At 64.3% G+C, this 21811-nt stretch carries 20 protein-coding genes; 13 read left to right on the top strand and 7 right to left on the bottom strand.

Features of this window, described 5'->3' with window-relative positions; genetic code table 11:
- The first annotated feature begins 163 nt into the window (after positions 1–163).
- Both HCR84_RS13890 and HCR84_RS13885 read left to right on the top strand, forming a co-directional pair.
- Positions 164–823 carry a hypothetical protein gene (locus HCR84_RS13890; protein ID WP_195706649.1) on the top strand — a complete coding sequence of 220 codons (660 nt, stop codon included), beginning with the start codon at positions 164–166 and terminating at the stop codon, positions 821–823.
- Positions 820–2715 carry a YhgE/Pip domain-containing protein gene (locus tag HCR84_RS13885; protein ID WP_166980073.1) on the top strand — a complete coding sequence of 632 codons (1896 nt, stop codon included), beginning with the start codon at positions 820–822 and terminating at the stop codon, positions 2713–2715. Before HCR84_RS13890 ends, HCR84_RS13885 begins: the two co-directional genes overlap by 4 nt.
- A gap of 73 nt (positions 2716–2788) precedes the next feature.
- Here the strand turns inward: HCR84_RS13885 and HCR84_RS13880 are convergent, their stop codons facing one another.
- Both HCR84_RS13880 and HCR84_RS13875 read right to left on the bottom strand, forming a co-directional pair.
- Positions 2789–3895: a Glu/Leu/Phe/Val dehydrogenase family protein gene (locus HCR84_RS13880; RefSeq protein ID WP_166980075.1), complete on the bottom strand. Its 1107-nt coding sequence runs from the start codon at positions 3893–3895 to the stop codon at positions 2789–2791.
- Between the two features lie 115 nt (positions 3896–4010).
- Positions 4011–4826, bottom strand: a complete 816-nt coding sequence (locus HCR84_RS13875) for an alpha/beta fold hydrolase (protein WP_166980077.1) — start codon at positions 4824–4826, stop codon at positions 4011–4013.
- Between the two features lie 71 nt (positions 4827–4897).
- Between HCR84_RS13875 and HCR84_RS13870 the strand changes: the two genes are divergently transcribed.
- On the top strand, positions 4898–5818 hold the full coding sequence (locus HCR84_RS13870; RefSeq protein ID WP_166980079.1) for an AEC family transporter: 921 nt from the start codon (positions 4898–4900) through the stop codon (positions 5816–5818).
- On the opposite strand, the gene HCR84_RS13865 is transcribed toward HCR84_RS13870, so the two are convergent.
- Together HCR84_RS13865 and HCR84_RS13860 are read right to left on the bottom strand one after the other, a co-directional pair.
- Positions 5819–6193, bottom strand: a complete 375-nt coding sequence (locus HCR84_RS13865; protein ID WP_166980081.1) for a hypothetical protein — start codon at positions 6191–6193, stop codon at positions 5819–5821.
- 12 nt (positions 6194–6205) lie between these two features.
- Positions 6206–7063: an exodeoxyribonuclease III gene (locus tag HCR84_RS13860; RefSeq protein ID WP_166980083.1), complete on the bottom strand. Its 858-nt coding sequence runs from the start codon at positions 7061–7063 to the stop codon at positions 6206–6208.
- A 138-nt stretch (positions 7064–7201) separates the two neighbouring features.
- Here HCR84_RS13860 and HCR84_RS13855 point away from each other — a divergent pair, with 138 nt between their 5' ends.
- Genes HCR84_RS13855 through HCR84_RS13845 form a run of 3 tightly spaced genes read left to right on the top strand, consistent with a single transcriptional unit; the run spans position 7202 to position 11828 of the window.
- A complete protein-coding gene (locus HCR84_RS13855; RefSeq protein WP_166980085.1) occupies positions 7202–9385 on the top strand; it encodes an MMPL family transporter in 2184 nt (727 codons plus the stop codon).
- A gap of 5 nt (positions 9386–9390) precedes the next feature.
- The gene (gene pyrE / locus HCR84_RS13850; RefSeq protein ID WP_166980087.1) at positions 9391–9939 is read left to right on the top strand and encodes an orotate phosphoribosyltransferase; all 549 of its coding nucleotides are present in this window, start codon (positions 9391–9393) and stop codon (positions 9937–9939) included.
- Positions 9939–11828 carry a septum formation family protein gene (locus tag HCR84_RS13845; RefSeq protein WP_166980089.1) on the top strand — a complete coding sequence of 630 codons (1890 nt, stop codon included), beginning with the start codon at positions 9939–9941 and terminating at the stop codon, positions 11826–11828. Before pyrE ends, HCR84_RS13845 begins: the two co-directional genes overlap by 1 nt.
- Positions 11829–11832: 4 nt before the next feature.
- Here HCR84_RS13845 and HCR84_RS13840 read toward each other — a convergent pair whose 3' ends face one another.
- Positions 11833–12633, bottom strand: a complete 801-nt coding sequence (locus HCR84_RS13840) for an HAD-IIA family hydrolase (protein ID WP_166980090.1) — start codon at positions 12631–12633, stop codon at positions 11833–11835.
- A 95-nt stretch (positions 12634–12728) separates the two neighbouring features.
- Here HCR84_RS13840 and fdhD point away from each other — a divergent pair, with 95 nt between their 5' ends.
- Entirely contained in the window at positions 12729–13595 is an 867-nt protein-coding gene (gene fdhD / locus HCR84_RS13835; protein WP_166980092.1) for a formate dehydrogenase accessory sulfurtransferase FdhD, read from the top strand.
- Complete coding sequence (locus tag HCR84_RS13830) at positions 13592–15862, top strand: FdhF/YdeP family oxidoreductase (RefSeq protein ID WP_166980094.1); 2271 nt, start codon at positions 13592–13594, stop codon at positions 15860–15862. The genes fdhD and HCR84_RS13830 overlap by 4 nt, the downstream gene beginning before the upstream one ends.
- A gap of 2 nt (positions 15863–15864) precedes the next feature.
- Here HCR84_RS13830 and HCR84_RS13825 read toward each other — a convergent pair whose 3' ends face one another.
- Together HCR84_RS13825 and HCR84_RS13820 are read right to left on the bottom strand one after the other, a co-directional pair.
- Positions 15865–16512, bottom strand: coding sequence for a metal-dependent transcriptional regulator (locus HCR84_RS13825; protein ID WP_166980096.1), 648 nt, complete (start codon positions 16510–16512; stop codon positions 15865–15867).
- 35 nt (positions 16513–16547) lie between these two features.
- Positions 16548–17804, bottom strand: a complete 1257-nt coding sequence (locus HCR84_RS13820) for an Nramp family divalent metal transporter (protein WP_166980098.1) — start codon at positions 17802–17804, stop codon at positions 16548–16550.
- Positions 17805–17888: 84 nt separating this feature from the next.
- Here HCR84_RS13820 and HCR84_RS13815 point away from each other — a divergent pair, with 84 nt between their 5' ends.
- The 5 genes from HCR84_RS13815 to HCR84_RS13795 all read left to right on the top strand — a co-directional run bounded on the left by HCR84_RS13815 (position 17889) and on the right by HCR84_RS13795 (position 21795).
- Positions 17889–18527, top strand: coding sequence for an RNA methyltransferase (locus HCR84_RS13815; protein ID WP_166980100.1), 639 nt, complete (start codon positions 17889–17891; stop codon positions 18525–18527).
- Positions 18528–18606: 79 nt separating this feature from the next.
- Positions 18607–19437, top strand: a complete 831-nt coding sequence (locus HCR84_RS13810) for an ABC transporter ATP-binding protein (protein ID WP_166980102.1) — start codon at positions 18607–18609, stop codon at positions 19435–19437.
- On the top strand, positions 19434–20117 hold the full coding sequence (locus tag HCR84_RS13805; RefSeq protein WP_166980104.1) for an ABC transporter permease: 684 nt from the start codon (positions 19434–19436) through the stop codon (positions 20115–20117). Before HCR84_RS13810 ends, HCR84_RS13805 begins: the two co-directional genes overlap by 4 nt.
- Complete coding sequence (locus tag HCR84_RS13800; RefSeq protein WP_166980106.1) at positions 20114–20839, top strand: ABC transporter permease; 726 nt, start codon at positions 20114–20116, stop codon at positions 20837–20839. The genes HCR84_RS13805 and HCR84_RS13800 overlap by 4 nt, the downstream gene beginning before the upstream one ends.
- A complete protein-coding gene (locus tag HCR84_RS13795; RefSeq protein ID WP_235940704.1) occupies positions 20836–21795 on the top strand; it encodes an ABC transporter substrate-binding protein in 960 nt (319 codons plus the stop codon). Before HCR84_RS13800 ends, HCR84_RS13795 begins: the two co-directional genes overlap by 4 nt.
- Positions 21796–21811 lie beyond the last annotated feature (16 nt).

Here is a 21811-nt window from a genome sequence, read left to right as displayed (position 1 = left end):
CACGCAATTCTCTAGCGTTATGACCGTGATCCACGAGCGTAATGAGCGTCGGCCGAGGTGTGGAGGGACCGTGCACATGCGTTCAGGCTTCAGTGCTCGAACGGCGGCGTCGCGAAGTCTGTATTACCGTAGCCAGGTTGACAATGAGCGACGGAGGCGTGCCATGCGCATCGATGTGAACGAGGTAACGAAAGGCAAGGACGCCGAGATTTTACCGGCCACCACTGTGACGGTGCAATCCGAGCACGTGACGTTCGTGCGCGCCGAAACCGAGCAGCGGCCGACCGTGCTCGGCCTGATCGTCGCGGGACGCATGAAACCGTCGAGCGGTGGGGTGACCATTGACGGGGCGACCGCACCAAAGCGATTGCGTCGCGCCGTCGCGCTCATCGACGCACCCGAGATCAGTGACCCCGCGCCGAACGTCCCGGTGTGGCGTGTGGTCAGCGAAGAACTCATGTTCGCTGACCGACCTTCCCACCCTCTCGCGGTGCGCGACGCTCTCGACGAGCTTCATCTCACTGCGGAGCGGCGGCTTGATATCGCGCAGCTGGAACCGACGGCACGGGTGCGGATGCTGCTTGAACTGGCGTCCCGACGGCCGGGTGTCGAGGCGCTTGTTCTCGTCTCTCCCGACCGCCACGGAGGCGATCCCGTCGAATGGTGGCGTGTGTGCCGCACCTTTGCTGCGCGTGGTTACGGCGTTCTCGTCATCGCCGGCTATTCCTCGGCGACGGCCATCAATAGGCTGTCGGGGCCCGACGTGTCTGAGACCGTTGCCGCCGACACTGTGCCTCTGTTTCAGACAGGAGAACTTTCATGAAGATCTTCGCGATGCTGCGCGCGGAGTTCGCGCGGCTCACTGCGACGACGATGGCGAAGCTCGCCCTGCTTGCTCTCATGGTCGTTCCGCTGCTGTACGGCGGCCTGTACCTCTGGGCGAACCAAGACCCGTATGACAACCTCGACCAGGTGCCCGTCGCCCTCGTCGTCGATGACGAAGGCACGATGTCCGACGGCGAGTACACAAACTACGGTGATGAGGTCGCAGAGTCCCTGCTCGACGACGGAACATTCTCGTGGAGCCGCGTCAGCAGAAGCTCTGCTGAACACGGTGTGGCATCGGGTGACTTCGACTTTTCGGTCACGATTCCCGCCGCATTCTCCGAATCGCTCGTCTCGCCTCAGACCGACAAGCCGAGACAGGCTGAGGTCGTGCTGACGACAAACGACGCGAACAGCTATCTTGCATCGACGATCGGTGAATCAGCGATCACGACGATCAAAGAGCAGATCGTCTCGATGGTGAATGAGCAGGCGGCGAGCAGGATGCTGGATTCCATTGCCGAGATTCGAGTCAGCCTTGTGAGCGCTGCAGATGGCGCAGGGAAATTGGCAGACGGTGCCGAGACAGCGTACGACGGCTCGAGCGATCTCGCCGATGGGCTCGCGAAACTCGCCACGGGAGCCACATCGCTGTCTGATGGGCTCGATGAACTGAAGAGCAAGACGCAGGCGCTTCCCGGCCAGACGGAGACTCTGGCAGATGGCGCCGCACAGGTGGCGGCGGGAAACCAGAAGATCGCCGATACAGCCGACTCCGTTGCTGCAGCATCCGAGAGCTTCAACAGTGCGCTTCCCGGCGTGCGCACAGATATCAGCACGTGGCTTCAGGAACAGGGGTACGACGACGGGCAGATCGCCGACGTGCTGAAAAAACTCGACCCGCTGCGCACAAAGGCAGATGCGGTGAATTCCACGGTGCAGGGCACCGTGTCGTCAATCGATGACCTGTCGAACGGGGCGTGGCAGGTGTCGAACGGGGCACGCACGCTGGCCGATGCGATGCCGGCGCTCACAGCAGGCATCAGCGACGCCGCAACGGGGGCTCAGCAGCTCGAAGACGGCGCGAGCACGGCGTCCGAGGGGGCCGTGTCGCTACGTGATGGGCTCAGTTCCCTGCTCGGCGGTATCACCGAGCTGCGTGATGGGCTGCAGGACGGCGTGGACAGCATCCCGAATTCGTCCCAGGAGCTGCGCGACGACCAGGCTGCGACGATTGCCGACCCGGTCGATGTCTCGACGTCTGCGGTGACGAAGGCCGGAACCTATGGCGCCGGCCTCGCACCGTTCTTTGTTGCGCTCGCGGCCTGGATCGGAATCTATGCGCTGTTTCTCATTATCAAACCCGTGTCGAAGCGGGCAATCACGGCAATGCGCGCGCCGATTCGCACGACGCTCGCCGGCTGGATGATGCCCGCTGGACTCGGCGCAATTCAGATGATCGCCCTGTACTTCATCGTCTCAGGGGCTCTTGGTTTCACCGTGCATCAACCCTGGGGCGCCTTCGGCATTATGGCACTGTCATCGATGACGTTCGCCGCAATCATTCTCGCTCTCAACGTATGGTTCGGCAGCGTCGGGCAGTTTCTCGGACTCGTTCTGATGGTGGTGCAACTTGTCACCGCCGGAGGAACGTTCCCCTGGCAGACCTTGCCTGAACCCTTGCGCGCGCTGCACTTCGCCTTCCCCATGCCATATACGGTCGACGCGCTCCGGCAGTTTATGTACGGGGGCAGTTACGCGGCCGCCGGTGAGGACGCCATTGTGCTGGGACTGTGGCTCGTCGGTGCGCTTGCACTGACCACCCTCGGGGTGGCGAGAATGACTCGCTTCCGTACGATGCGAGATCTTCAGCCGAGCCTCATCGGCTGACGCATTGCTTAGCGAGTGTGCGGCTGCTCGACACTGTGTCGAACGGCCGCACACTCGCTCGTGAGCCGTTACCTCACACGCCCGCGGGAACCGACTCGAGGCGCTCCTGTGCGAGTCGCTCTGCCGCATCGAGGGTTGTGATGCCTTCGCTCTCTGCCTGCGCAAAGATGGCGCGAAGCGCGTCGCCGATGTGCTCGACGCGATCCTCGATCGCCTGCCTGTCAGCGCCAGGCTTCGACGCCATGTCGATGTAGATGACGCCGCCGGCATTGACGACGAAGTCGGGAGCCCAGAGGATGCCGCGCTCGGCAAGCTGCTCGGCGCCATTGTGATGCTGGAGCTGGTTGTTTGCGGCACCGACGACGGCCCGGCAGCGCAGCGACGCAATGACGTCGGGAGACAGCGCTCCACCGACACCGCACGGAATGAACAGGTCTGTTTCAAACTGATGCTCGTCGCCCGGTTCGATCCAGCTGGCGCCGATCTCTTCGGCAAACGCCTTGCGTGCGGGATTGACGTCGGTGACGACAAGACGCGCGCCCTCTGAGGCGAGGCGGCGTGCAAGGCGGCCCCCCACCTGCCCGAGCCCGGAGATCACGGCACGGCGCTCGGCGACGACGGGACTGCCGAAGACCGAATCGAGCGTCGCCGTGACCGCGGAATACACCCCTGCGGCTGTCGCGTCGCTCGGTTCGCCGACGCCGCCGCGGTCAGCGGGAAGACCTTCGACGGAGGCAGTGCGTTCAGACACCGTCGCCATGTCTTCCGCCGACGTGCCGACATCTTCTGCTGTGAAGTAGATGCCGCCGAGCGTCTCGACGGCATCGCCGAGGTCGAGCATAGCGTCGCGCTTGCGCTCGGCGTCAAGAACCGTCCCCTCGGGAAGATAGACGACGGACTTGCCGCCTCCTCGGGCAAGCCCCGCGGCGGCATTCTTGTACGTCATTCCCTCGGAGAGCCGGAGCGCGTCGGCGAGGGCCTCACGCCAGTTGCGGTACGTCCATACCCGCGCTCCGCCAAGCGCGGGGCCGAGTGTCGTCGAATGGACGGCGACGATGATGGTGAGCCCGGACCGGGCTCCACGTGTGATGAGTACACGCTCGTGCTCGAACTCCGGTGCGGTGAACGCGTCTGCGCTGCGCTGATCAGTGACGCGCGCTTGAGAAACAGGTGACAGCATTGTCGATCTCCTCGTGGGCGATTGCTTCGAGGCCTCGTGTGGAAGCCTGCACGCGAACAGGGATGGCGTCGCGTGCCCTTCCAGTGTCACTCAGGAACAGCCGAAAGGCCACCCGTCAGAGATCGTGTCTCGACAGCCAGGGCTCGAGCACGGTGAGGAAGGCTCCAGGGCGCTCAACGCTCGGCAGGTGAGCCGTATCGTCAAGGCGCATGGAGTCTGCACCGGGAATCTGCTCCGCAAGGTACTCGAATTGCATCAGCGCCGGAGTGATGTCGTACTCCCCGACGACAACGAGCGCGGGTACGTCGATGTCGACGACGCGGTCGAAGGCCGGAGGCTCAAGGGCACGCGGTACCGGGTTCTCGTCGATCTTCGAGATGTTGAAGCGGTTGAGGGTGCGTGCTGTTTCGAGAAAGTCGGGGTCGATGTCACCGGGGTCTCGCAGTGGACCGACCGCCCACAGCCGCACTTCCGCATCCATATGGGCAGGCCAATCGCGTGCTTCCCACGTGGAGTCCATGGTGTCGAAGAGCTCGTCTTCGGCCTCCGAGAGCTCAACCTCGGGAAAGCCGCTTGGGCCCGATCCGATGGTCACGAGTCCAGCGACGCGGTCGGCGTGCTCGACGGCGAGGTCAAGCGCGATCTGCCCTCCGCGCGACGAGCCGATGACCGTCGCGCGCTCGACGCCGAGCTCGTCGAGAAGCCGCAGTGCGTCGTCGCAGTTGGAGAACTCGACGTCATCTGAGCCCGTTTCGCCGAAGCCTCTCGTGTCGAAGCGGATCACGAAGTGGTGCTCGGCGAGTGGCGTGACGAGAGGGTCCCACATGCGCAGCGTCGCGATGCCCGCGTGAATGAGCAGAAGAGCGGGATTCTCGCTCTTCCCCTCTGTCTCGTAGTACAGCCGGCCCCCCGGCACATCCATGTGCGGCATGTTTCCGAGCCTACGTCAGCCGCGCGTCGCCCGAAAGGCCCGCGGCATTCCCGCTCCACTAGTCTCGAGGAGTGACAGGAGTGTTGACGGGGTTCACCATCATCGGCGTCGTGATCGCCGTCGGCTTCGTCGCCGGGCGGCTGCAGATCGGCGGCGCGACGGCGGGCCGCAGCATCCAGCACCTCTCGTTCTTCATCGCGAGCCCCGCATTGCTGTTCCACGTTCTCGCCCACGCTGACGTTGGCGTCGTGTTCTCGGCCTTCATCTGGGTTGCGCTGATCTCTGCGGTGGCGATGGCGGGACTCTTTGTCGTCATCAACCTGTTCACCTGGCGAATGAGGGTGGGCGAGACGACGATCGGAGCGCTCGCCTCCGGCTACGTCAACGCGAATAACATCGGGCTGCCCGTCGCCGTCTACGTACTGGGCGATGCCCAGTATGTTGCGCCGCTGCTGCTTCTGCAGCTTATCGTCTTTGCCCCTCTGAGCCTGGCGATTCTCGACCTCACGCGCACGGGAAAGGTGTCGGTGAAGGCAATCGTCACCCAGCCCTTCCGCAACCCCATGATCATCGCGTCGCTCGCCGGTGTCGTCATCGCGGCGACGGGAATTCAGCTGCCGGATGCCGTCTATGCGCCGTTTGAGCTGATCGAGGGTGCTGCGGTGCCGATGATGCTTCTCGCCTTCGGCATGTCGCTGAGCGGGCAGAGGCCGCTGCGCGCGGGAACAGGGCGCGCTCGAGTGTTCGTCGCCTCGTCGCTCAAATCGGTGGGGATGCCGCTCGTCGCGTTCGTCGTGGCAAGGGTCATCTTCGGGCTCGACGGGCATGCGCTGTTTGCCGCAACGGCGCTCGCTGCGCTGCCAACGGCTCAGAACATCTTCACGTATGCGACGCGCTACGACACCGGCGAGGTGATGGCCCGCGACGCGATTCTCGTTTCGACAGTCGCGGCGATCCCCGTGCTGATCGTGATCTCCGCGCTGCTCGCCTAGCTACCAGGTGAAGTTGGGAATCGCGGTGATCATCATCGCGATTCCGCCGGTCCAGACGGCGAACGCGATGACGATTGTGCCGATGGCGATGAACAGCGCCCGCTTGGCGCGGATCATGAAGACGATCGCCCAGATCGTGCCGGCGACCAGCAGCGCGAAGGGAAGGATCATGGCGATAAGCCAGCCGGCCATGAACAGCGGAGCGCTGCACTCACCCGAGCAGGCGCTGACCATCATCACGCCGAACAGCGCGATGAGAAAGGTGACGACGAGCACGACGGCGCCGAGACACAGGACGGTGACCGAGATGCCGATGTCCCAGCCCCGCGATGATCCGGTCAGCCGTTTCGGCTTTGTTGTCAGTTCTGCAGTCATTGTGTGCTCGTCTCAGCCGAAGATCATGGGCATGTCGTCGTCATCGCCAGCGGATTCGATGTCGACGACGACGGGAACATGGTCGCTCGGGGAATCACCCTTGCGCTCATTGCGGTGGATTGACGCACCCGTCACGCGATCGGCGAAGGCGGGCGAACCGAGAATAAAATCGATGCGCATTCCCTCGTTGCGAGGGAAGCGCAGCTGCTTGTAGTCCCAGAAGGTGAATCCCTCGGGCACGAGCGGGCGCACGACATCGCTGAGTCCAGCGGACTCGAAGGCGCGGAACGCAGCGCGCTCGGGTTCGGAAATGTGCGTGGACTCGCCGTGGGCGAACGTGGGGTCGCCCATGTCGGAGTCGAGTGGGGCGACGTTGAAGTCGCCCATGAGCGCGAGTGGCAGGTCGGAGTTCTTCTGGAGCATCCCCTCGACCTGGGCCCGCAGTGTGTCGAGCCAGGTGAGTTTGTATGCGTAGTGCGGGTCGTCGAGTCCGCGGCCGTTGGGCACGTAGAGGCTGAAGAGACGAACGCCGTCGACCGTGACGCCGAGCGCCCGTGCCTCGATGGGAACGCCGTCGGCGTCGAGCTCGTGCTCGACCTTCGGCGGTTTGCCGAAGCCGGGAATCTGGGCGAATCCGCGCTCGACATCGGTCATCGGCAGTCTGCTTGCGAAGGCGACGCCGTTCCACTGGTTGAGTCCGTGAATCTGCAGGTCGTAGCCCGCCTGCTCAAACGGCTCGACGGGAAACTGATCGGGCCGGCACTTGATCTCCTGCATTCCGAGCACGTCGATGTCTTCTCTCACGAGCCAATCCACGACGCGGCCGACTCTGGTGCGAATGGAGTTGACGTTCCACGTGGCGATGCGCATGCGTCAACGCTACCTGGCCGGTATGAGAGTTTGGCTGGTTTGGCGTCGGGTGCCGAATTCAAACTTTTGGGCGACGTGCAGACCCACGTGCGCTTCATAGCGTTGAGGTGTCATCGAGAAACCTGCGTAAAGGAACCCATGTCGCACACGCCAACACCACGCCACACCGCGCCGTCACGAGCGCCGCGGTGGGTGCGGATCGTCACACCCCTCATGCTCATTCTTGTCTGGTTTGCCGTGTTCGGCGCAGGCGGTTCGGCGTTCGGGCAGGTGAACGATGTCGCCGAGAACGATCAGGTGCAGCACCTTCCGGCTAGCGCCGACGCCACACAGGTGCACGAGCTTGAGCCCGAGTTTCGCGGCGACGATGTGGTGCCCGCCGTCATCGTCTTTGAGCGCGATTCGGGAGTGACGGATGCCGATAAGACGGCGATTGACGCGGCGATCGACCATATTGCGGGCATCGATGGCGTCGTCAGCGACGGCGTCTCCCCGGCGATTGCCTCAGACGACGGCGAAGCGGTGCAGGTCGTCGCACCTCTTGACGCCGACATCAAGCCGGCTGACACGGTGGAGAAGATCCGCGCCTACTTCGCCGATGCGCTGCCCGACGGCCTCGATGCGGCCGTCGCGGGCCCCGCTGGTCTCTCGGCAGACATCGTCGATGCGTTCAGCGGTCTCGACGGACTGCTGCTCATCGTGGCGCTTGCCGTCGTGCTCGTGATTCTCATCATCGTCTACCGTTCGCCTCTTCTGCCGTTCATCGTTCTCGGTACGAGCCTTGTCGCCCTGACAGGTGCGATGTTCACCGTTGTGGAGCTTGCGAAGCAAGACATCGTCGTGCTCTCCGGGCAGACCCAAGGAATCCTGATGATTCTCGTGATCGGCGCCGCAACCGACTATTCGCTGCTGTACGTGTCTCGCTACCGTGAGGCGCTGCGCGACCATGAGCGAAAATGGGAGGCATCGTGGGCCGCTCTGCGCGGTGCCATGCCCGCAATTCTCGCCTCGGGCGGAACAGTCATCGCGGGGCTTCTGTGCCTTCTGCTCAGCGAGCTCAACTCAAACAAGGCGCTCGGTCCCGTCGCGGCGATCGGCATCGTCTTCGCACTTCTGGCCAGCCTCACGCTGCTTCCCGCGTTGCTCATGTGGGCGGGCCGAGTTGCGTTCTGGCCGATCCGCCCGCATTTCGGGGAGGAGCACGCCGTGACGAAGGGCGTCGAGGGTCGCGGCCTGTGGCCCGCCGTCGCGCGCCTTGTTGCGCGTCGCCCGCGCACCATCTGGATCGCCAGCACCGTCGTGCTCGCCGCCGCAGCCTTCGGTCTCGTCGGGCTGAAGGCAGACGGCGTTTCGCAGAGCGAGTTCGTGATCGGCCACTCCGAGGCGCGTGACGGCCAGGCGGTGCTCGACGATCATTTCCCGGGAAGCGCCGGAACGCCCGCTGTCATCGTGGCGCCGAAAGACTCGCTGGATGCTGTCTCCGACACCGTGCTCGGCACAGACGGCGTCGACTCGCTCGCCGTCATCTCCGATGACTCCCCGAGCGGAACGGTGCCCATTACCGAAGACGGCATTCAGCCGACGCACGGCCCGACGGGCCCTGTCGAGGGCGAACCGAAGGTTGTCGACGGCCAGGTGATGCTGCAGGCGAGGCTCGAAGCGCCGGGAGATTCGGTGGAAGCCGAGGAGGTGGTGCGCGATCTGCGCTCCCAGTTCGGCGAATCGGGCGAGAGTGTTCTCGTCGGCGGCGTCGCGGCGACGGCGATCGACACGATCGACGCCTCTGTGCACGACCGCAATCTCGTCATTCCGCTCGTGCTCGTCGTGATCCTGATCATTCTCATGCTTTTGCTGCGATCGATTCTGGCGCCCGTGCTTCTCGTTCTCACCGTTGTGTTGTCGTTCGCGTCGGCGCTCGGCGTGTCGTCGATCGTCTTCAATGACATTCTGAAGTTCCCCGGCGCAGACCCCAGCGTGCCGATGTTCGGGTTCGTCTTTCTCGTCGCCCTCGGCATCGACTACAACATCTTCCTCATGACACGCGTGCGAGAGGAGTCTGTGCTGCACGGCACGAGAAAGGGCATCACGAACGGCTTGGTGGCAACGGGCGGGGTCATCACGTCTGCGGGAATCGTGCTCGCAGCGACATTCGCCGCTCTCGGAGTTCTGCCCGTGCTGTTCCTCGCGCAGATCTCGTTCATCGTCGCATTCGGGGTGCTTCTCGACACGATCATCGTGCGGTCGCTGCTGGTGCCGTCGCTCAGCTACGACATCGGCAAGGCCATTTGGTGGCCGAGTAAGCTGTCGCGCACTCTAAACTAAGGGACGTGACTGACGCGCGAACTCAACTTATCGACCATATTTCGGCCGAGGCCGTGTTCCACGGTGACTTCACACTCACGAGCGGAAAGAAGGCGACGTTCTATGTCGACCTGCGCAAAGTGAGCCTCGACCATCGTGTAGCTCCGTTGATCGGGCAGGTCATGCTCGACCTCATCGCTGATGTCCCCGACGTGTTCGCCGTCGGCGGCCTCACGATGGGAGCAGACCCGATTGCCGCGTCGATTCTGCATCAGGGAGCGGCGCGCGGTAGCGACATCGACGCGTTCGTCGTGCGCAAGGAGCCGAAGGACCACGGTCGAGGCAAGCAGGTTGAAGGGCCAGATCTTGCGGGAAAGCGCGTGATCGTCGTTGAAGACACGTCGACGACGGGCGGGTCCCCTTTGAAGGCAATCGAGGCGCTCACGAAGGTGGGAGCAGAGATCGCCGGCGTCGCCGTTGTGGTTGACCGCGACACCGGAGCACGCGAGGCTATCGAGGAGGCGGGGTACGACTATTACGCCGCTCTCACCCTGAAAGATTTGGGATTGGCATAGTGACTCCACGCGACGACGACAAGCACCCAGACGAACCGAACCCGCAGACGGGCGAAGCAGATCTGGGCGCTGACTGGCTGATGTCGCAGCTCGACGACACGGGAGCCTTCAGCACCATCGACGACGGTGATGGCGAAGACGCGCCCCCGACAAGCGACGCGGCGGACGAGGGCAGCCGAAAGATGAGGCGGCGGCGTTTTCGTCGCAGAGAGCAGCAGCCGGATGCAGCGAAGGCAGACGTTGCCCCCGACGCCGCCGCGCCCAAGACGCGTGACGCCGACGATGGCGCCCCGACGCAGGCCTTCGATGTTGCTGCCGATCGTGCAGCAGAGAGCCCTGTCTCTCCGAGAAGTCCAGAGCCTCCGAAAGATCCAGAGCCTCCCAGAACTCCTGTTCCTCCGCGAAAGTCGCCAGACGGCATCTTCTCGTGGGGTCTCACCCCCAATGATGCGGGTGACCCGCTCATTGAGAAGCCAGCCGAGCCGGAGCCGGAGCCGTCGGATGACAAGCCCATCGGTGCTCATGCGGGTGAGCCTGACGAGGGCGAGGCGACACAGGCTTTCGACCCATTCGCTGATCGCGGCCCCGAACCGGTATCTCCCGAGCAGGCGGCCATCGACGGCAGGTTCTCGAGTCCTGACGCTTTCGATCGGCTCTATGACGAGGCAACGCTGTCGTCACTTGCTGATGACGCTGTCGTCGGTGACGACGATGATGACGAGGATGCTGTCGACGAGCCGACCGCGGCAGACCTGCCCGCCCCCAAGTCTGCCGCTTCTGACGAGCCGACAATAGTCGTTCCCGCGCCCATCGATGACGCGCCCTCGACAGGCGGCGAGGCCGCTGCAGACGACGCCATCTTCGACGAGTCCACGGAGTTCGCTGACGACGTCGAGCGCGCCGAAGCCGAAACGCTCGCCGAGGAGGCGGGAGTTCCGTTGGTAGCCGAGACGACGGAGCCACCCGACCTCGGCATTCTCGATCTGTTCGGCGGGGCGAAGCGCCAGCACACGACTGACGACGCGCCCGCTGCAGACGACGACGCGCACATCACTCCAGCCCCCACGGCGCTGGGAGGCACCCGACAGGCAGGCTCGGCAACAGGGGACACCGGGGACACATCGCGCACGGGAGACGAGTCAGAGACGAGCGCACGGCTGCGAGCCCTCTTCGAGCGCACGGCAACGGAACCCGTTGCCACGAACCGGCCCGCATCGGATGAGCACACTGTGCCGACGCGGCAGAATCCTGTGCAGGCCCCTCTCAGCTCGGGTGGTGGTGCCGGTGGTTCCCGCGGGGCGCGTCGTTCCGGTGTGTCCGGCGGTTCGGGCGGTTCGCCCGGTAACCGCCCGCTGCTCATCGTCGGAGTCGCGGTTGTCGCCGTGCTCGTACTCGGAGGGCTTTTCTGGGTGGGCACTCTCGTTCCCGGAATGATGGCGTCATCGCAGCCCGAGCAGACGGAGACGAGCACGCCGACGCCGACGCAATCCATTCCCGCAGAGGGAACACTGCCCGCCGGCACCTATTCGTGGGACATGCTGCGCGGTGGCGAGTGCCTCAGTGATTATTCGTCCCCGTGGGAAGAAGAGTTCACCGTCGTCGACTGCGAGGGCGAGCACGATGCGCAACTCGTCGCTGTCGGCGAGATGTCTGACGACGAGAACGCCGCCTTTCCCGGCGAAGACGAGCTGGCGAGCCAGATCTACCTGAAGTGCAGCGACCCGAGCGTGCTCGACCTCGCCAAGGCGGGCGCGTACGGCGACGTGCAGGTGCAGGGAAGCTACCCGGTCACCGAAGAGCAGTGGAACGACGGTCAGCGCAGCTATTACTGCTTCGTGAACCGCTCATCGGGGGATCCGCTGACCGGAAGCCTCGTTCCGGCCGGGTAAGCCCTCAGTACGTTTCGGTCTCGACCGGTTCGTCGTTCAGAAGATCGGCAACGCTGTCGAGCACCTCGCTCGGGCGGAACGGATACTTCTCGATCTCTGCCTGATCGCTGATGCCCGTGAGCACGAGCACCGTGTGCAGCCCGGCTTCAATTCCGGCGACCACATCGGTGTCCATGCGGTCGCCGATCATTCCCGTGTTCTCTGAGTGCGCGCCGATGCGGTTGAGCGCCGAGCGGAACATCATCGGGTTCGGTTTGCCCACGACGTAGGGGTCGCGCCCCGTTGCCTTGGTGATCAGCGCTGAGATGGCTCCCGTCGCGGGCAGCACACCCTCGGCGCTTGGCCCCGTGGCATCCGGATTTGTGGCGATAAATCGCGCACCGTTGTTGATGCAGCGAATCGCCTTGGTGATGGCTTCGAACGAGTAGTTGCGTGTCTCGCCGACGACGACGAAATCGGGATTCACCTCGGTCATGATGAAACCGGCGGCGTGCAGCGCGGTCGTGAGACCGGCCTCGCCGATCACGAACGCCGAACCGCCTGGCGCCTGCTCTTTGAGGAAGGCCGCCGTTGCGAGCGCCGACGTCCAGATCGACTCTTCGGGAACGTCGAGTCCCGAGGCGCGCAGACGTGCGCTGAGGTCGCGCGGGGTGAAGATTGAGTTGTTGGTGAGCACGAGAAACGGCTTGTTCTCGAAGCGCCACTGCTGAAGAAGGTCGGATGCTCCGGGGACCGCGGCGTTCTCGTGAACGAGAACGCCGTCCATGTCGGTGAGCCAGCATTCGATGTCGTCACGGGTGCGCACGAATTGTCTCCTCTAGGTGTGGGGATGACTCCAGTCTAGGCGGCTCAGGTGTCGTGCGAGTTGCCGGTGCGAGTGCACGATGCTAGACCTAGGGTGTGGGCAGAATTACCGCTCGACGACGAGTCGCACGCTACACCGTGGGTGAGCGCATTTCGGTGCGCGAGGATCACCTCGCCGTTGAAGAGCCTCTGGAGATCCGCGTCGGCGGAGAAGCCCTCACGATCACGATGCGAACGCCGGGAAACGACGTCGAGCTTGCGCAGGGCTTTCTGCTCTCTGAGGGCATCGTCAACCGTCCCGAGCACGTGCTCGGCGCCATGCACTGCGCAAGCGATGGCGAGGAGAACACTTACAACGTTCTCGACGTGACGCTGGACCCTGCTCTCGGCGCCGTCGCAGCCGGGCTGAAGCGTGCGTTCTCGACGACGAGCGCCTGCGGTCTGTGTGGCAAGGCGAGCATCGACGCCGTGCGCACAACGTCGACGTTCGATCTGCACGACGATGCGGCTGTCGTCGACGCGGAGTTTCTAGCGACGCTGCCTGTGCGTCTGCGCGCCGGGCAGTCGGCGTTTGAGAAGACGGGCGGGCTGCACGCCGCGGCGCTCTTCGACTCGGTGACGGGCGAGCTGCTCGTGCTGCGCGAAGACGTCGGGCGGCACAACGCCGTCGACAAGGTTGTGGGCTGGGCACTGGCCAACGGTCATGTTGCGGGCCGCGGCCTCGTGCTGATGGTGTCGGGGCGCGCGAGCTTCGAGTTGGCGCAGAAGGCGTTCATGGCCGGCATCCCGATTCTTGCCGCTGTATCGGCGCCGTCGTCTCTCGCGGTTGAGCTTGCAGACGACGCGGGGCTCAGCCTCGTCGGCTTCGTGCGCGACAACCGCATGGTCGTGTATGCGGGAGCAGAACGCGTGACGAACGAGAGCAGTGCAGAGCAGCATCCGGCGAAAGTGAGAACAGCATGAGCGACGAAACAGATGTCTCCAAGCCCAAAGAGTGGGCAGCCGGAGTGCCGGGCATCGCGCATGCAATGGGGCCGGCGTTCAAAGACGTCGGCGTGAACCGTTCGCTCAAAGGTCTGCTGTCGATGAACCAGAAGGACGGCTTCGACTGCATGAGCTGCGCCTGGCAGGATCCGCCGGAGCGTAAGACTTTCGAGTTCTGCGAGAACGGTGCAAAGGCATTCGTGTGGGAAGCGACGCCGCTTCTCGTGACGAGCGACTTCTGGCGACAGCATCCGGTGTCTGAACTCGCGGACAAGACCGACTACTGGCTGGGGCAGCAAGGGCGCCTCACAGAACCCGTCTATAAGGCCGAGGGCGATGACCATTACCGCCCGGTGACCTGGGAGCGGGCATTCGAGATTCTCGGAGAGGAGCTCAACGGTCTCGATTCGCCCAACGACGCGGCGTTCTACACGAGTGGACGCACCGCAAACGAGACGGCGTTTCTGTACCAGCTGTTTGTGCGCTCCTTCGGAACGAACAACCTCCCCGACTGCTCGAACATGTGCCACGAATCGACGGGCACGGCGATGAGTGACACCGTCGGCGTTGGCAAGGCGACAGTGCGATACGACGACTTCGAAAAGGCGGACCTTGTCATTGTGATGGGGCAGAACCCCGGAACGAACCACCCGCGCATGCTCACGGCGCTCGAAGATGCGAAGAAGAACGGCGCATCAATCGTCGCCGTCAATCCGCTTCCCGAGGCCGGACTCAAGCGCTACAAGAACCCGCAGACCGTGCGCGGATTGGTGGGGCGAGGCACCGATCTTGCCGACCAATATCTGCAGGTGAAGCTCGCGGGCGACATGGCACTGCTGCAGGCGCTGTCGAAGCGGGTTCTGGATGCCGAGGCACGACGCGGCGGAATCATCGACAGTGACTTCATCGAACGCCACTGCGTTCGTTTCGACGAGTTTGCGCAGAGCCTCGACGCTCTCGACGAGCAGCGGGTGCTCGACGCGACAGGCGTCACCTCTGCCGAGATCGACGAACTTGCCGAGCGGTACATGGCGAGCGAACGTGTGATCATCACGTGGGCGATGGGACTCACGCAGCATGAGTTCGCCGTTCCGACGATCACCGAGATCATCAACCTGCTGATGCTGCGGGGCAACATCGGCCGCCCCGGGGCCGGTGCATCGCCGATTCGCGGGCACAGCAACGTGCAGGGCGATCGCACGATGGGCATCTGGGAGAAGATGCCCGACTCATTCATCGACGCGCTCGACGGGGAGTTCGGCGCCCGGCTGCCTCGTGAACACGGGCTGGATGCTGTCGGCACGGTGCGGGCAATGCGCGACGGCGCCGTGAAGGTGCTCGTCGCTCTCGGCGGAAACTTCGCAAAGGCGATTTCGGACACCGACGTCTCTGAGGCGGCACTGCGCGGCACGCGACTGACGGCGCAGATCTCGACAAAGCTCAACCGCTCGCATGCCGTCGTTGGCGAGACGGCTCTGATCTTGCCCGTGCTGGGTCGCAGCGAGATCGACAGGCAGCGCTCGGGCGAGCAGTTCGTCACCGTCGAAGACACCGTCGCCGCGATTCACGCGTCGAAGGGCACGCTTGAACCCGTCGCTCCGAACCTGCTGTCTGAGGTTTCCATCGTCACCCGCATGGCACGCGCGGTGCTGGGGGAGAGCAGCCCCATTGACTGGGCTCACTTCGAGCACGACTATGACAGCATTCGCGACAGAATCGCTCGTGTGGTTCCCGGCTGCGACGACTTCAACAAGAAGGTGCGTGCGCCAGGCGGTTTCGATCTGCCGCACGGTCCGCGCGACAGTCGGACGTTCCCGACCGAGACGGGAAAGGCGCAGTTCGCCGTCAACGAGCTGCGCACGATCGACGTGCCGCCCGGCAGGCTTCTGCTGCAGTCTTTGCGCAGCCACGACCAGTTCAATACGACGATCTACAGCAACAACGACCGGTACCGCGGCGTCAAGAACGGTCGCCACGTGATCTTCGCCAACGCGGACGATCTCGCCGAACTCGGCATCGCAGACGGAGCGAGCGTCGACATTCACGGTGAGTGGAGCGACGGAGTCGACCGGGTGGCGCGCGGATTCCGCGTGATCGCGTATCCGACGGCGAAGGGATGCGTCGCCACCTACTTCCCCGAAGCGAACGTGCTTGTGCCGCTCGATTTCACGGCTCACGGCAGCAATACTCCGGTGTCGAAGTCGATCGTCGTGCGCCTCGAGCAAGTTGCCATGGCGGCGGTCTGACGTTACGCGGTCACCCAGATCGATGCCCCGGCTTCGTCGGGGAGCGTGACCGTCTCGGCATCAGCCGAGACGGTGAGCGGATGCTGCGCGTCGACGCGCAGCCGCGATCCGACGTTCACGGCGCACCGCTCGAGATCGCGCAGCAGCTCGGGGTCGCGGTCGCTGATGCGCAGCACGGTGCCCACGTGCCCCGCGGCGGCGTTGGCCAGCAAAACGAATTCTTCGCGGGCGGTCCGCCCCGCGGCATCCGGAATCGGGTCCCCGTGGGGGTCATGCGCCGGCTGGCCGAGGCGGGCATCGATCGCGTCGAGAAGCCGGTCGCTGATCGCGTGCTCGAGCACCTCGGCTTCGTCGTGCACGGCATCCCACGTGTAGCTCATCTCGGTGACGAGCCACGTCTCGATCAGGCGGTGCCGACGCACGACGGCGATCGCCTGCGCACGACCTTCGGCCGTGAGCGAGATGGATCCATAGCGTTTGTGCGACACGAGCTTCGCTGCGGCGAGCTTCTTCACCATTTCGGTGACCGTCGACGGCGCGAGGTCGAGGCGTGAGGCGAGCTGCGACGGCGTGATGTCGTCTGGCTGCCACTCGGTGTGCGAGTAGATGGTCTTGAGGTAGTCCTCGACCACGGCTGCGGGGGGTCTCATGGCGATCCCAGCTTAGCCGCGCACGACACGAGCCATCAGACGCCCGAGATTGTCAGCACGAGCAGCGCGGCGTTGAGCGCGATCAGCAGAGCAGAGGCGACGATTCCCACGATCGTTGTGAGGCGTCGGTTGGCGAAGCGCCCGAGCGTATCGCGTTTCGCCGTCACGGCGACAAGCGGCACGAGCGCGAAGGGAATGCCGAAGCTCAGCACAACCTGGCTCAGCACGAGCGCCTGCGTCGGATCGACGCCGATCATCACGATGACCACGGCCGGAACGAGCGAGATCAGCCGCCGTGCCAGCAGCGGAATGCGGCGATGCAGCAGCCCGTGCATGATCTCGGCCCCCGCGTACGCTCCAACGGACGTCGACGCGAGCCCCGACGCGAGCAGCCCGACGGCGAAGAGCGTCGCCACGGCGGGGCCGACTCCAGCAGCAATGGCGGCGTGGGCTCCCTCGAGCGAGTCCGTTCCCGCGACACCGGGCAGAACGGATGCCGCGAGCAGCAGAATCGCCAGGTTCACCGTTCCCGCAATCACCATCGCCACCGTCACGTCCCACCGCGTCGCCCGCAGCAGCGTCGTCAGCGTCGGCCTCTCGGGAGACGGGCGAAAACGGTCGCGGGCGAGCGCCGAGTGAGCGTAGATCGCATGGGGCATGATCGTCGCTCCGAGAATCGACGCGGCAAGCAGCACAGACCCCGTTCCGTCAAAGCGAGGGACGAGCCCGGATGCCGCCTGCGCAGCGTCGGGCGGCGCAATCACGATGCCCGCCCCGAAGCCGATGGCGATGATCACGAGCAGGCCGATGATCACGAACTCGAAGTGCCGTGCGCCGCGCCGCGACTGAACGGCAAGGAGCACCATCGACACGGCTCCCGTCACGAGGGCGCCGACGATGAGCGGCAGGTTGAAGAGAAGATTCAGGGCAACGGCGCCGCCGATCACTTCGGCGAGGTCCGTCGCGATCGCAACGAGCTCCGCCTGCAGCCAGTATGCGATGCGCAGAGGGCGTCTTCTGATGCGCTGGCCTAGAACTTCGGGGAGGCTTCTTCCGGTGACGATTCCGAGCTTCGCCGACAGGTACTGAATGAGCCAGGCCATGAGATTGCCGAGCACGACGACCCACACGAGCAGGTACCCGAAGCGGGCGCCCGCCGTCATATTGCTCGCGACGTTGCCCGGATCGAGATAGGCGACGCCCGCGACAAGCGCCGGTCCGAGCAGCCAGATGAGCCGCGGAGCGCGCGTGCGACGCGACGTTTTCGACGGGGCATCCGGAATGTGAGGCATACCGAAAACATAGCAAAGTTTCGGTGCGCCGAAAACACGAGCGTAGAGTTCGGTACGCGACCGAGGCAGGGCTACGGTTGACGTATGACGGATGCCGCTTTGCCCCCCACCCACGAGCTGTCGACAAACGGCGTCGGCCCCTGGCCAGGCGAGTGGCCCGAGGGGGAGCAGTACGATCCGGAACTGCTAGAAAAGGGCGACACCCGCAACGTGATCGACCGCTACCGGTACTGGAGCATGGAGGCGATCGTCGCCGATCTCGACACCGTGCGGCACCCGTTCCACGTGGCCATCGAGAATTGGCAGCACGACATGAACATCGGGTCGATCGTGCGCAGTGCGAACGCCTTCGCCGCCGATACCGTGCACATTGTCGGGCGCCGCAGGTGGAACAAGCGCGGAGCCATGGTGACCGATCGTTACCAGCACGTCGAGCATCACGCGACGATCGATGACCTCGTGCAGGCCGCACGCGAAGCGAAGCTGCCGATCATCGGCATCGACAACGTGCCAGGGTCGGTGATCATTGAGACGTTCTCGTTTCCGGCCGAGTGTATTCTGCTGTTTGGGCAAGAGGGCCCGGGGCTCTCAGACGAAGCGCTCGCCGTGTGCGAAGCGGTCGTGGAGATCAGTCAGTTCGGGTCGACGCGGTCCATCAACGCCTCGGCGGCCGCAGCTGTCGCCATGCACGCGTGGGTGACACAGCACGTCACATTCGTCTGACCAATCGCGGGGAATCTAGAGAATGTCTCCCGTGTTGCCTAGTGTGGTAGTTCACTGACGGGAAGGTTCTCCGACCACCATGATCCAGTTCGATCACGTCTCGAAGACGTTCCCCGATGGCACGCGCGCGGTCGACGACTTCAGTCTCACCATCCCGTCGCGCCAGACAACAGTGTTCGTCGGATCGTCCGGATGCGGAAAGACGACGATCCTGCGCATGATCAATCGCATGGTCGACCCGACGGGCGGCACGATCCACATCGACGACGACGATATCGCGACGCTCAACCCCGTGACTCTTCGTCGCCGCATCGGCTATGTCATGCAGAACTCCGGGCTGCTTCCGCATCGCACAGTTATCGAGAACGTCGCGACGGTGCCGATGCTCACGGGAGTGAAGAAGAAGGAGGCACACGCGGCGGCGCTCGAGCTTCTCGACACCGTCGGGCTCGACCGTGGCCTCGCCGACCGATACCCGGCGCAGCTTTCCGGCGGGCAACAGCAACGTGTCGGGGTCGCCCGCGGGCTCGCCATCGATCCAAACATTCTGCTGATGGACGAGCCTTTCGGTGCCGTTGACCCCATTGTGCGGCGCGAACTGCAGCAGGAGCTTCTGCGCATTCAGAGCAAGCTCGCCAAGACCATCGTCTTTGTCACGCACGACATCGACGAAGCGTTTCTGCTCGGCGACAACGTCGTGATTCTCCGTCGGGGCGGCCACATCGTGCAGGCAGGAACGGCAGACGACATCATCTCTGCTCCCGCAGATGACTTCGTCGCCGATTTCGTCGGCGCGAACGAAGGGAAACGCGACCTGACGGTTCTCGAGCGCAACGGCAGGCGCGTCGCGGTTGACCCGTCTGGGCGTATCGCGGGTGTTCTTCGACCGGAGCATCCGACCTCCGCATGAGCTGGGTCGTCGCCAACTTCGCACAGATCTGGGAGCTCACCCTGACGCATGTCGGGTTGAGCGTTCCGCCGATCGTTCTGGGGTTCATTCTGTCGGTGCCGCTCGGCTGGGTCGCCCACCGTTACGCGGTGTCGCGCAGCATCCTTCTCACCGTGAGTGGGCTGTTGTACACGATTCCGTCGCTCTCGCTTTTTCTCGTGCTTCCGGCGATTCTCGGCACAACGCAGCTCGATCCTGCGAACGTGGTCGTCGCCATGACCATCTACGCGATTGCGCTCATGGTGCGCTCGGCCGCGGACGGCTTCAGCTCTGTCGAGCCGAGCGTGCGGCAATCGGCAACTGCCGTCGGCTACTCGGGATGGGGGCGGTTCTGGGCGGTCGAGCTGCCCCTTGCCGGCCCCGTTCTTGTCGCGGGAATGCGGGTCGTCTCGGCGAGCACCGTGAGTCTGATCAGCGTCGGCTCGCTCATCGGCGTCTCGAGCCTCGGCTACCTCTTCATTGACGGACTCAACCGGCAGTTTCCCACCGAGATTCTCGCCGGCATCGTCGCGACAATCGTTATCGCCGTCGTCTTCGACGTCGCGCTTGTTCTCATCGGCCGACTGCTCATGCCGTGGACGCGATCAGGTGCGCAAGTGAAGCGTCGACGCGCAGCCACGCGCACGGAGGTTGCCGCATGAGCCTCTTCGCTGCCGCATTCGCGTGGCTCTTCGACGCCGCCAACTGGGCGGGTTCGAACGGCATCCCGATGCGTACCCTCGAGCACCTGATCTACACCGTCGTGACGCTCATCGCCGCGGGCATCGTCGGCGTTGCTGTCGGGCTCTACATCGGCCACACCGGCAAGCTGAGGGGAGCAGCGGTGCTCGTCACCGGGTCGCTGAGAGCGCTGCCGACACTCGGGCTGCTCTTTCTCTTCGCCCTGTGGCTTGGCATCGGCCTGACGCCGGTGATCATCGTGCTCGCCGTTCTCGCCGTTCCTCCGCTGCTCGCGGGCACGTACGCCGGCATCGAGGCGATCGAGCGCTCGACAATCGACTCCGCTCGGGCGATGGGCATGACGGAATGGCAGATTCTCGCGCGCGTCGAGATTCCACTCGCGATGCCGTTGATCGTGAGCGGGGTTCGCTCGGCGGCGCTGCAGGTGATCGCGACGGCGACGATTGCCGCGTATCTTCCGCTCGGCGGACTCGGTCGATTCGTCTTCGACAACCTGTCGCTGCGTCGTTGGGATGCCGTCATCGGTGGCGCCATCATCGTGACGGTGCTTGCCCTCATCGTCGACGGACTGTTCGCACTGCTGGAGCGCTCTGTCGTCTCGAAGGGCGTGCGTGCGGCACGGAGTCGTGGTCTCGGCGAGGCGGCGACAAAACGTAAGTCCGTTGCGGTGGATGCCGCATGATCGTTCACACGAAGGGAACCACAATGGGTACAGCACGACGAGCCATCGGGCTCGGACTCGCAGTCACCGCAGCGCTCGCCCTGAGCGCGTGCGGAAGCTCCGACTCCATCTCGGGCTCAGACACATCAGACAACGGGGGCACGTCGACGGTCAAGGTGGGCTCTGCGGGCTTCGCAGAGTCTGAGATCATCGCCGAGATCTACGCTCAAGCGCTGGAGGCGCAAGACATCACTGTCGAGCGCACTATGCAGATCGGGCAGCGCGATGTGTATGTCGCGGCACTCGAAGATGGGTCGATCGACCTCATTCCCGATTACACGGGCAACCTGCTGCAGTTCTACGATGACTCGTCTGACGCCTCGTCGAGCGACGAGGTCTACGACGCGCTCTCCGACGCCGTCCCCGACGGCTTCGAGGTGCTCGACCAGGCGAAGGCCGAAGACAAAGACAGCTACAACGTCACGCAGGAGTTCAGTGAGAAGAACGGCGTGACAAGCCTCGCCGATCTCGCAAACGTCGACGAGAAGCTCGTCATCGGAGGAAACCCCGAGCTGAAGGAGCGGCCATACGGGCCGCAGGGGCTCACCGACGTGTACGGGGTTGCCGCCGACAATATGTCGTTCACACCGATCAACGACTCGGGCGGACCGCTGACTGTCGAGGCGCTCGTCAAGGGCACGGTGAACGTCGCCGATCTCTTCACGACGTCACCGGCGATCACGGAGAACGGCTTCGTCACGCTCGAGGACCCGGAGAACCTGATCCTGCCGCAGAACGTTGTGCCGCTGATCAATTCGGATGCTGCCACAGACGAGGTCGTTGAGGCGCTCAACGCCGTCTCTGCGAAGCTCACGACGGAAGACCTGATCGACATGAACACCCGAAACCAGGGTGACGAGAAGGCCTCGCCCGCCACCATCGCGAAGGACTGGCTCGCTGACGCCGGCCTCGTCTGAGGCGCGATGTCGCGGA

This window comes from Paramicrobacterium fandaimingii (assembly GCF_011751745.2).
Lineage (GTDB): Bacteria > Actinomycetota > Actinomycetes > Actinomycetales > Microbacteriaceae > Paramicrobacterium > Paramicrobacterium fandaimingii.
Note: the sequence above shows the minus strand (reverse complement) of the source record. Positions and strands in the feature narration are given on the sequence as shown.

Bases quoted from the DNA above. Each gene is read 5' to 3' on its own strand.
- HCR84_RS13890 (WP_195706649.1), top strand. From the start codon at position 164: ATGCGCATCGATGTGAACGAGGTAACGAAAGGCAAGGACGCCGAGATT.
- HCR84_RS13885 (WP_166980073.1), top strand. From the start codon at position 820: ATGAAGATCTTCGCGATGCTGCGCGCGGAGTTCGCGCGGCTCACTGCG.
- HCR84_RS13880 (WP_166980075.1), bottom strand. From the start codon at position 3,895: ATGCTGTCACCTGTTTCTCAAGCGCGCGTCACTGATCAGCGCAGCGCA.
- HCR84_RS13875 (WP_166980077.1), bottom strand. From the start codon at position 4,826: ATGCCGCACATGGATGTGCCGGGGGGCCGGCTGTACTACGAGACAGAG.
- HCR84_RS13865 (WP_166980081.1), bottom strand. From the start codon at position 6,193: ATGACTGCAGAACTGACAACAAAGCCGAAACGGCTGACCGGATCATCG.
- HCR84_RS13860 (WP_166980083.1), bottom strand. From the start codon at position 7,063: ATGCGCATCGCCACGTGGAACGTCAACTCCATTCGCACCAGAGTCGGC.
- HCR84_RS13855 (WP_166980085.1), top strand. From the start codon at position 7,202: ATGTCGCACACGCCAACACCACGCCACACCGCGCCGTCACGAGCGCCG.
- HCR84_RS13830 (WP_166980094.1), top strand. From the start codon at position 13,592: ATGAGCGACGAAACAGATGTCTCCAAGCCCAAAGAGTGGGCAGCCGGA.
- HCR84_RS13825 (WP_166980096.1), bottom strand. From the start codon at position 16,512: ATGAGACCCCCCGCAGCCGTGGTCGAGGACTACCTCAAGACCATCTAC.
- HCR84_RS13820 (WP_166980098.1), bottom strand. From the start codon at position 17,804: ATGCCTCACATTCCGGATGCCCCGTCGAAAACGTCGCGTCGCACGCGC.
- HCR84_RS13815 (WP_166980100.1), top strand. From the start codon at position 17,889: ATGACGGATGCCGCTTTGCCCCCCACCCACGAGCTGTCGACAAACGGC.
- HCR84_RS13810 (WP_166980102.1), top strand. From the start codon at position 18,607: ATGATCCAGTTCGATCACGTCTCGAAGACGTTCCCCGATGGCACGCGC.
- HCR84_RS13805 (WP_166980104.1), top strand. From the start codon at position 19,434: ATGAGCTGGGTCGTCGCCAACTTCGCACAGATCTGGGAGCTCACCCTG.
- HCR84_RS13800 (WP_166980106.1), top strand. From the start codon at position 20,114: ATGAGCCTCTTCGCTGCCGCATTCGCGTGGCTCTTCGACGCCGCCAAC.
- HCR84_RS13795 (WP_235940704.1), top strand. From the start codon at position 20,836: ATGATCGTTCACACGAAGGGAACCACAATGGGTACAGCACGACGAGCC.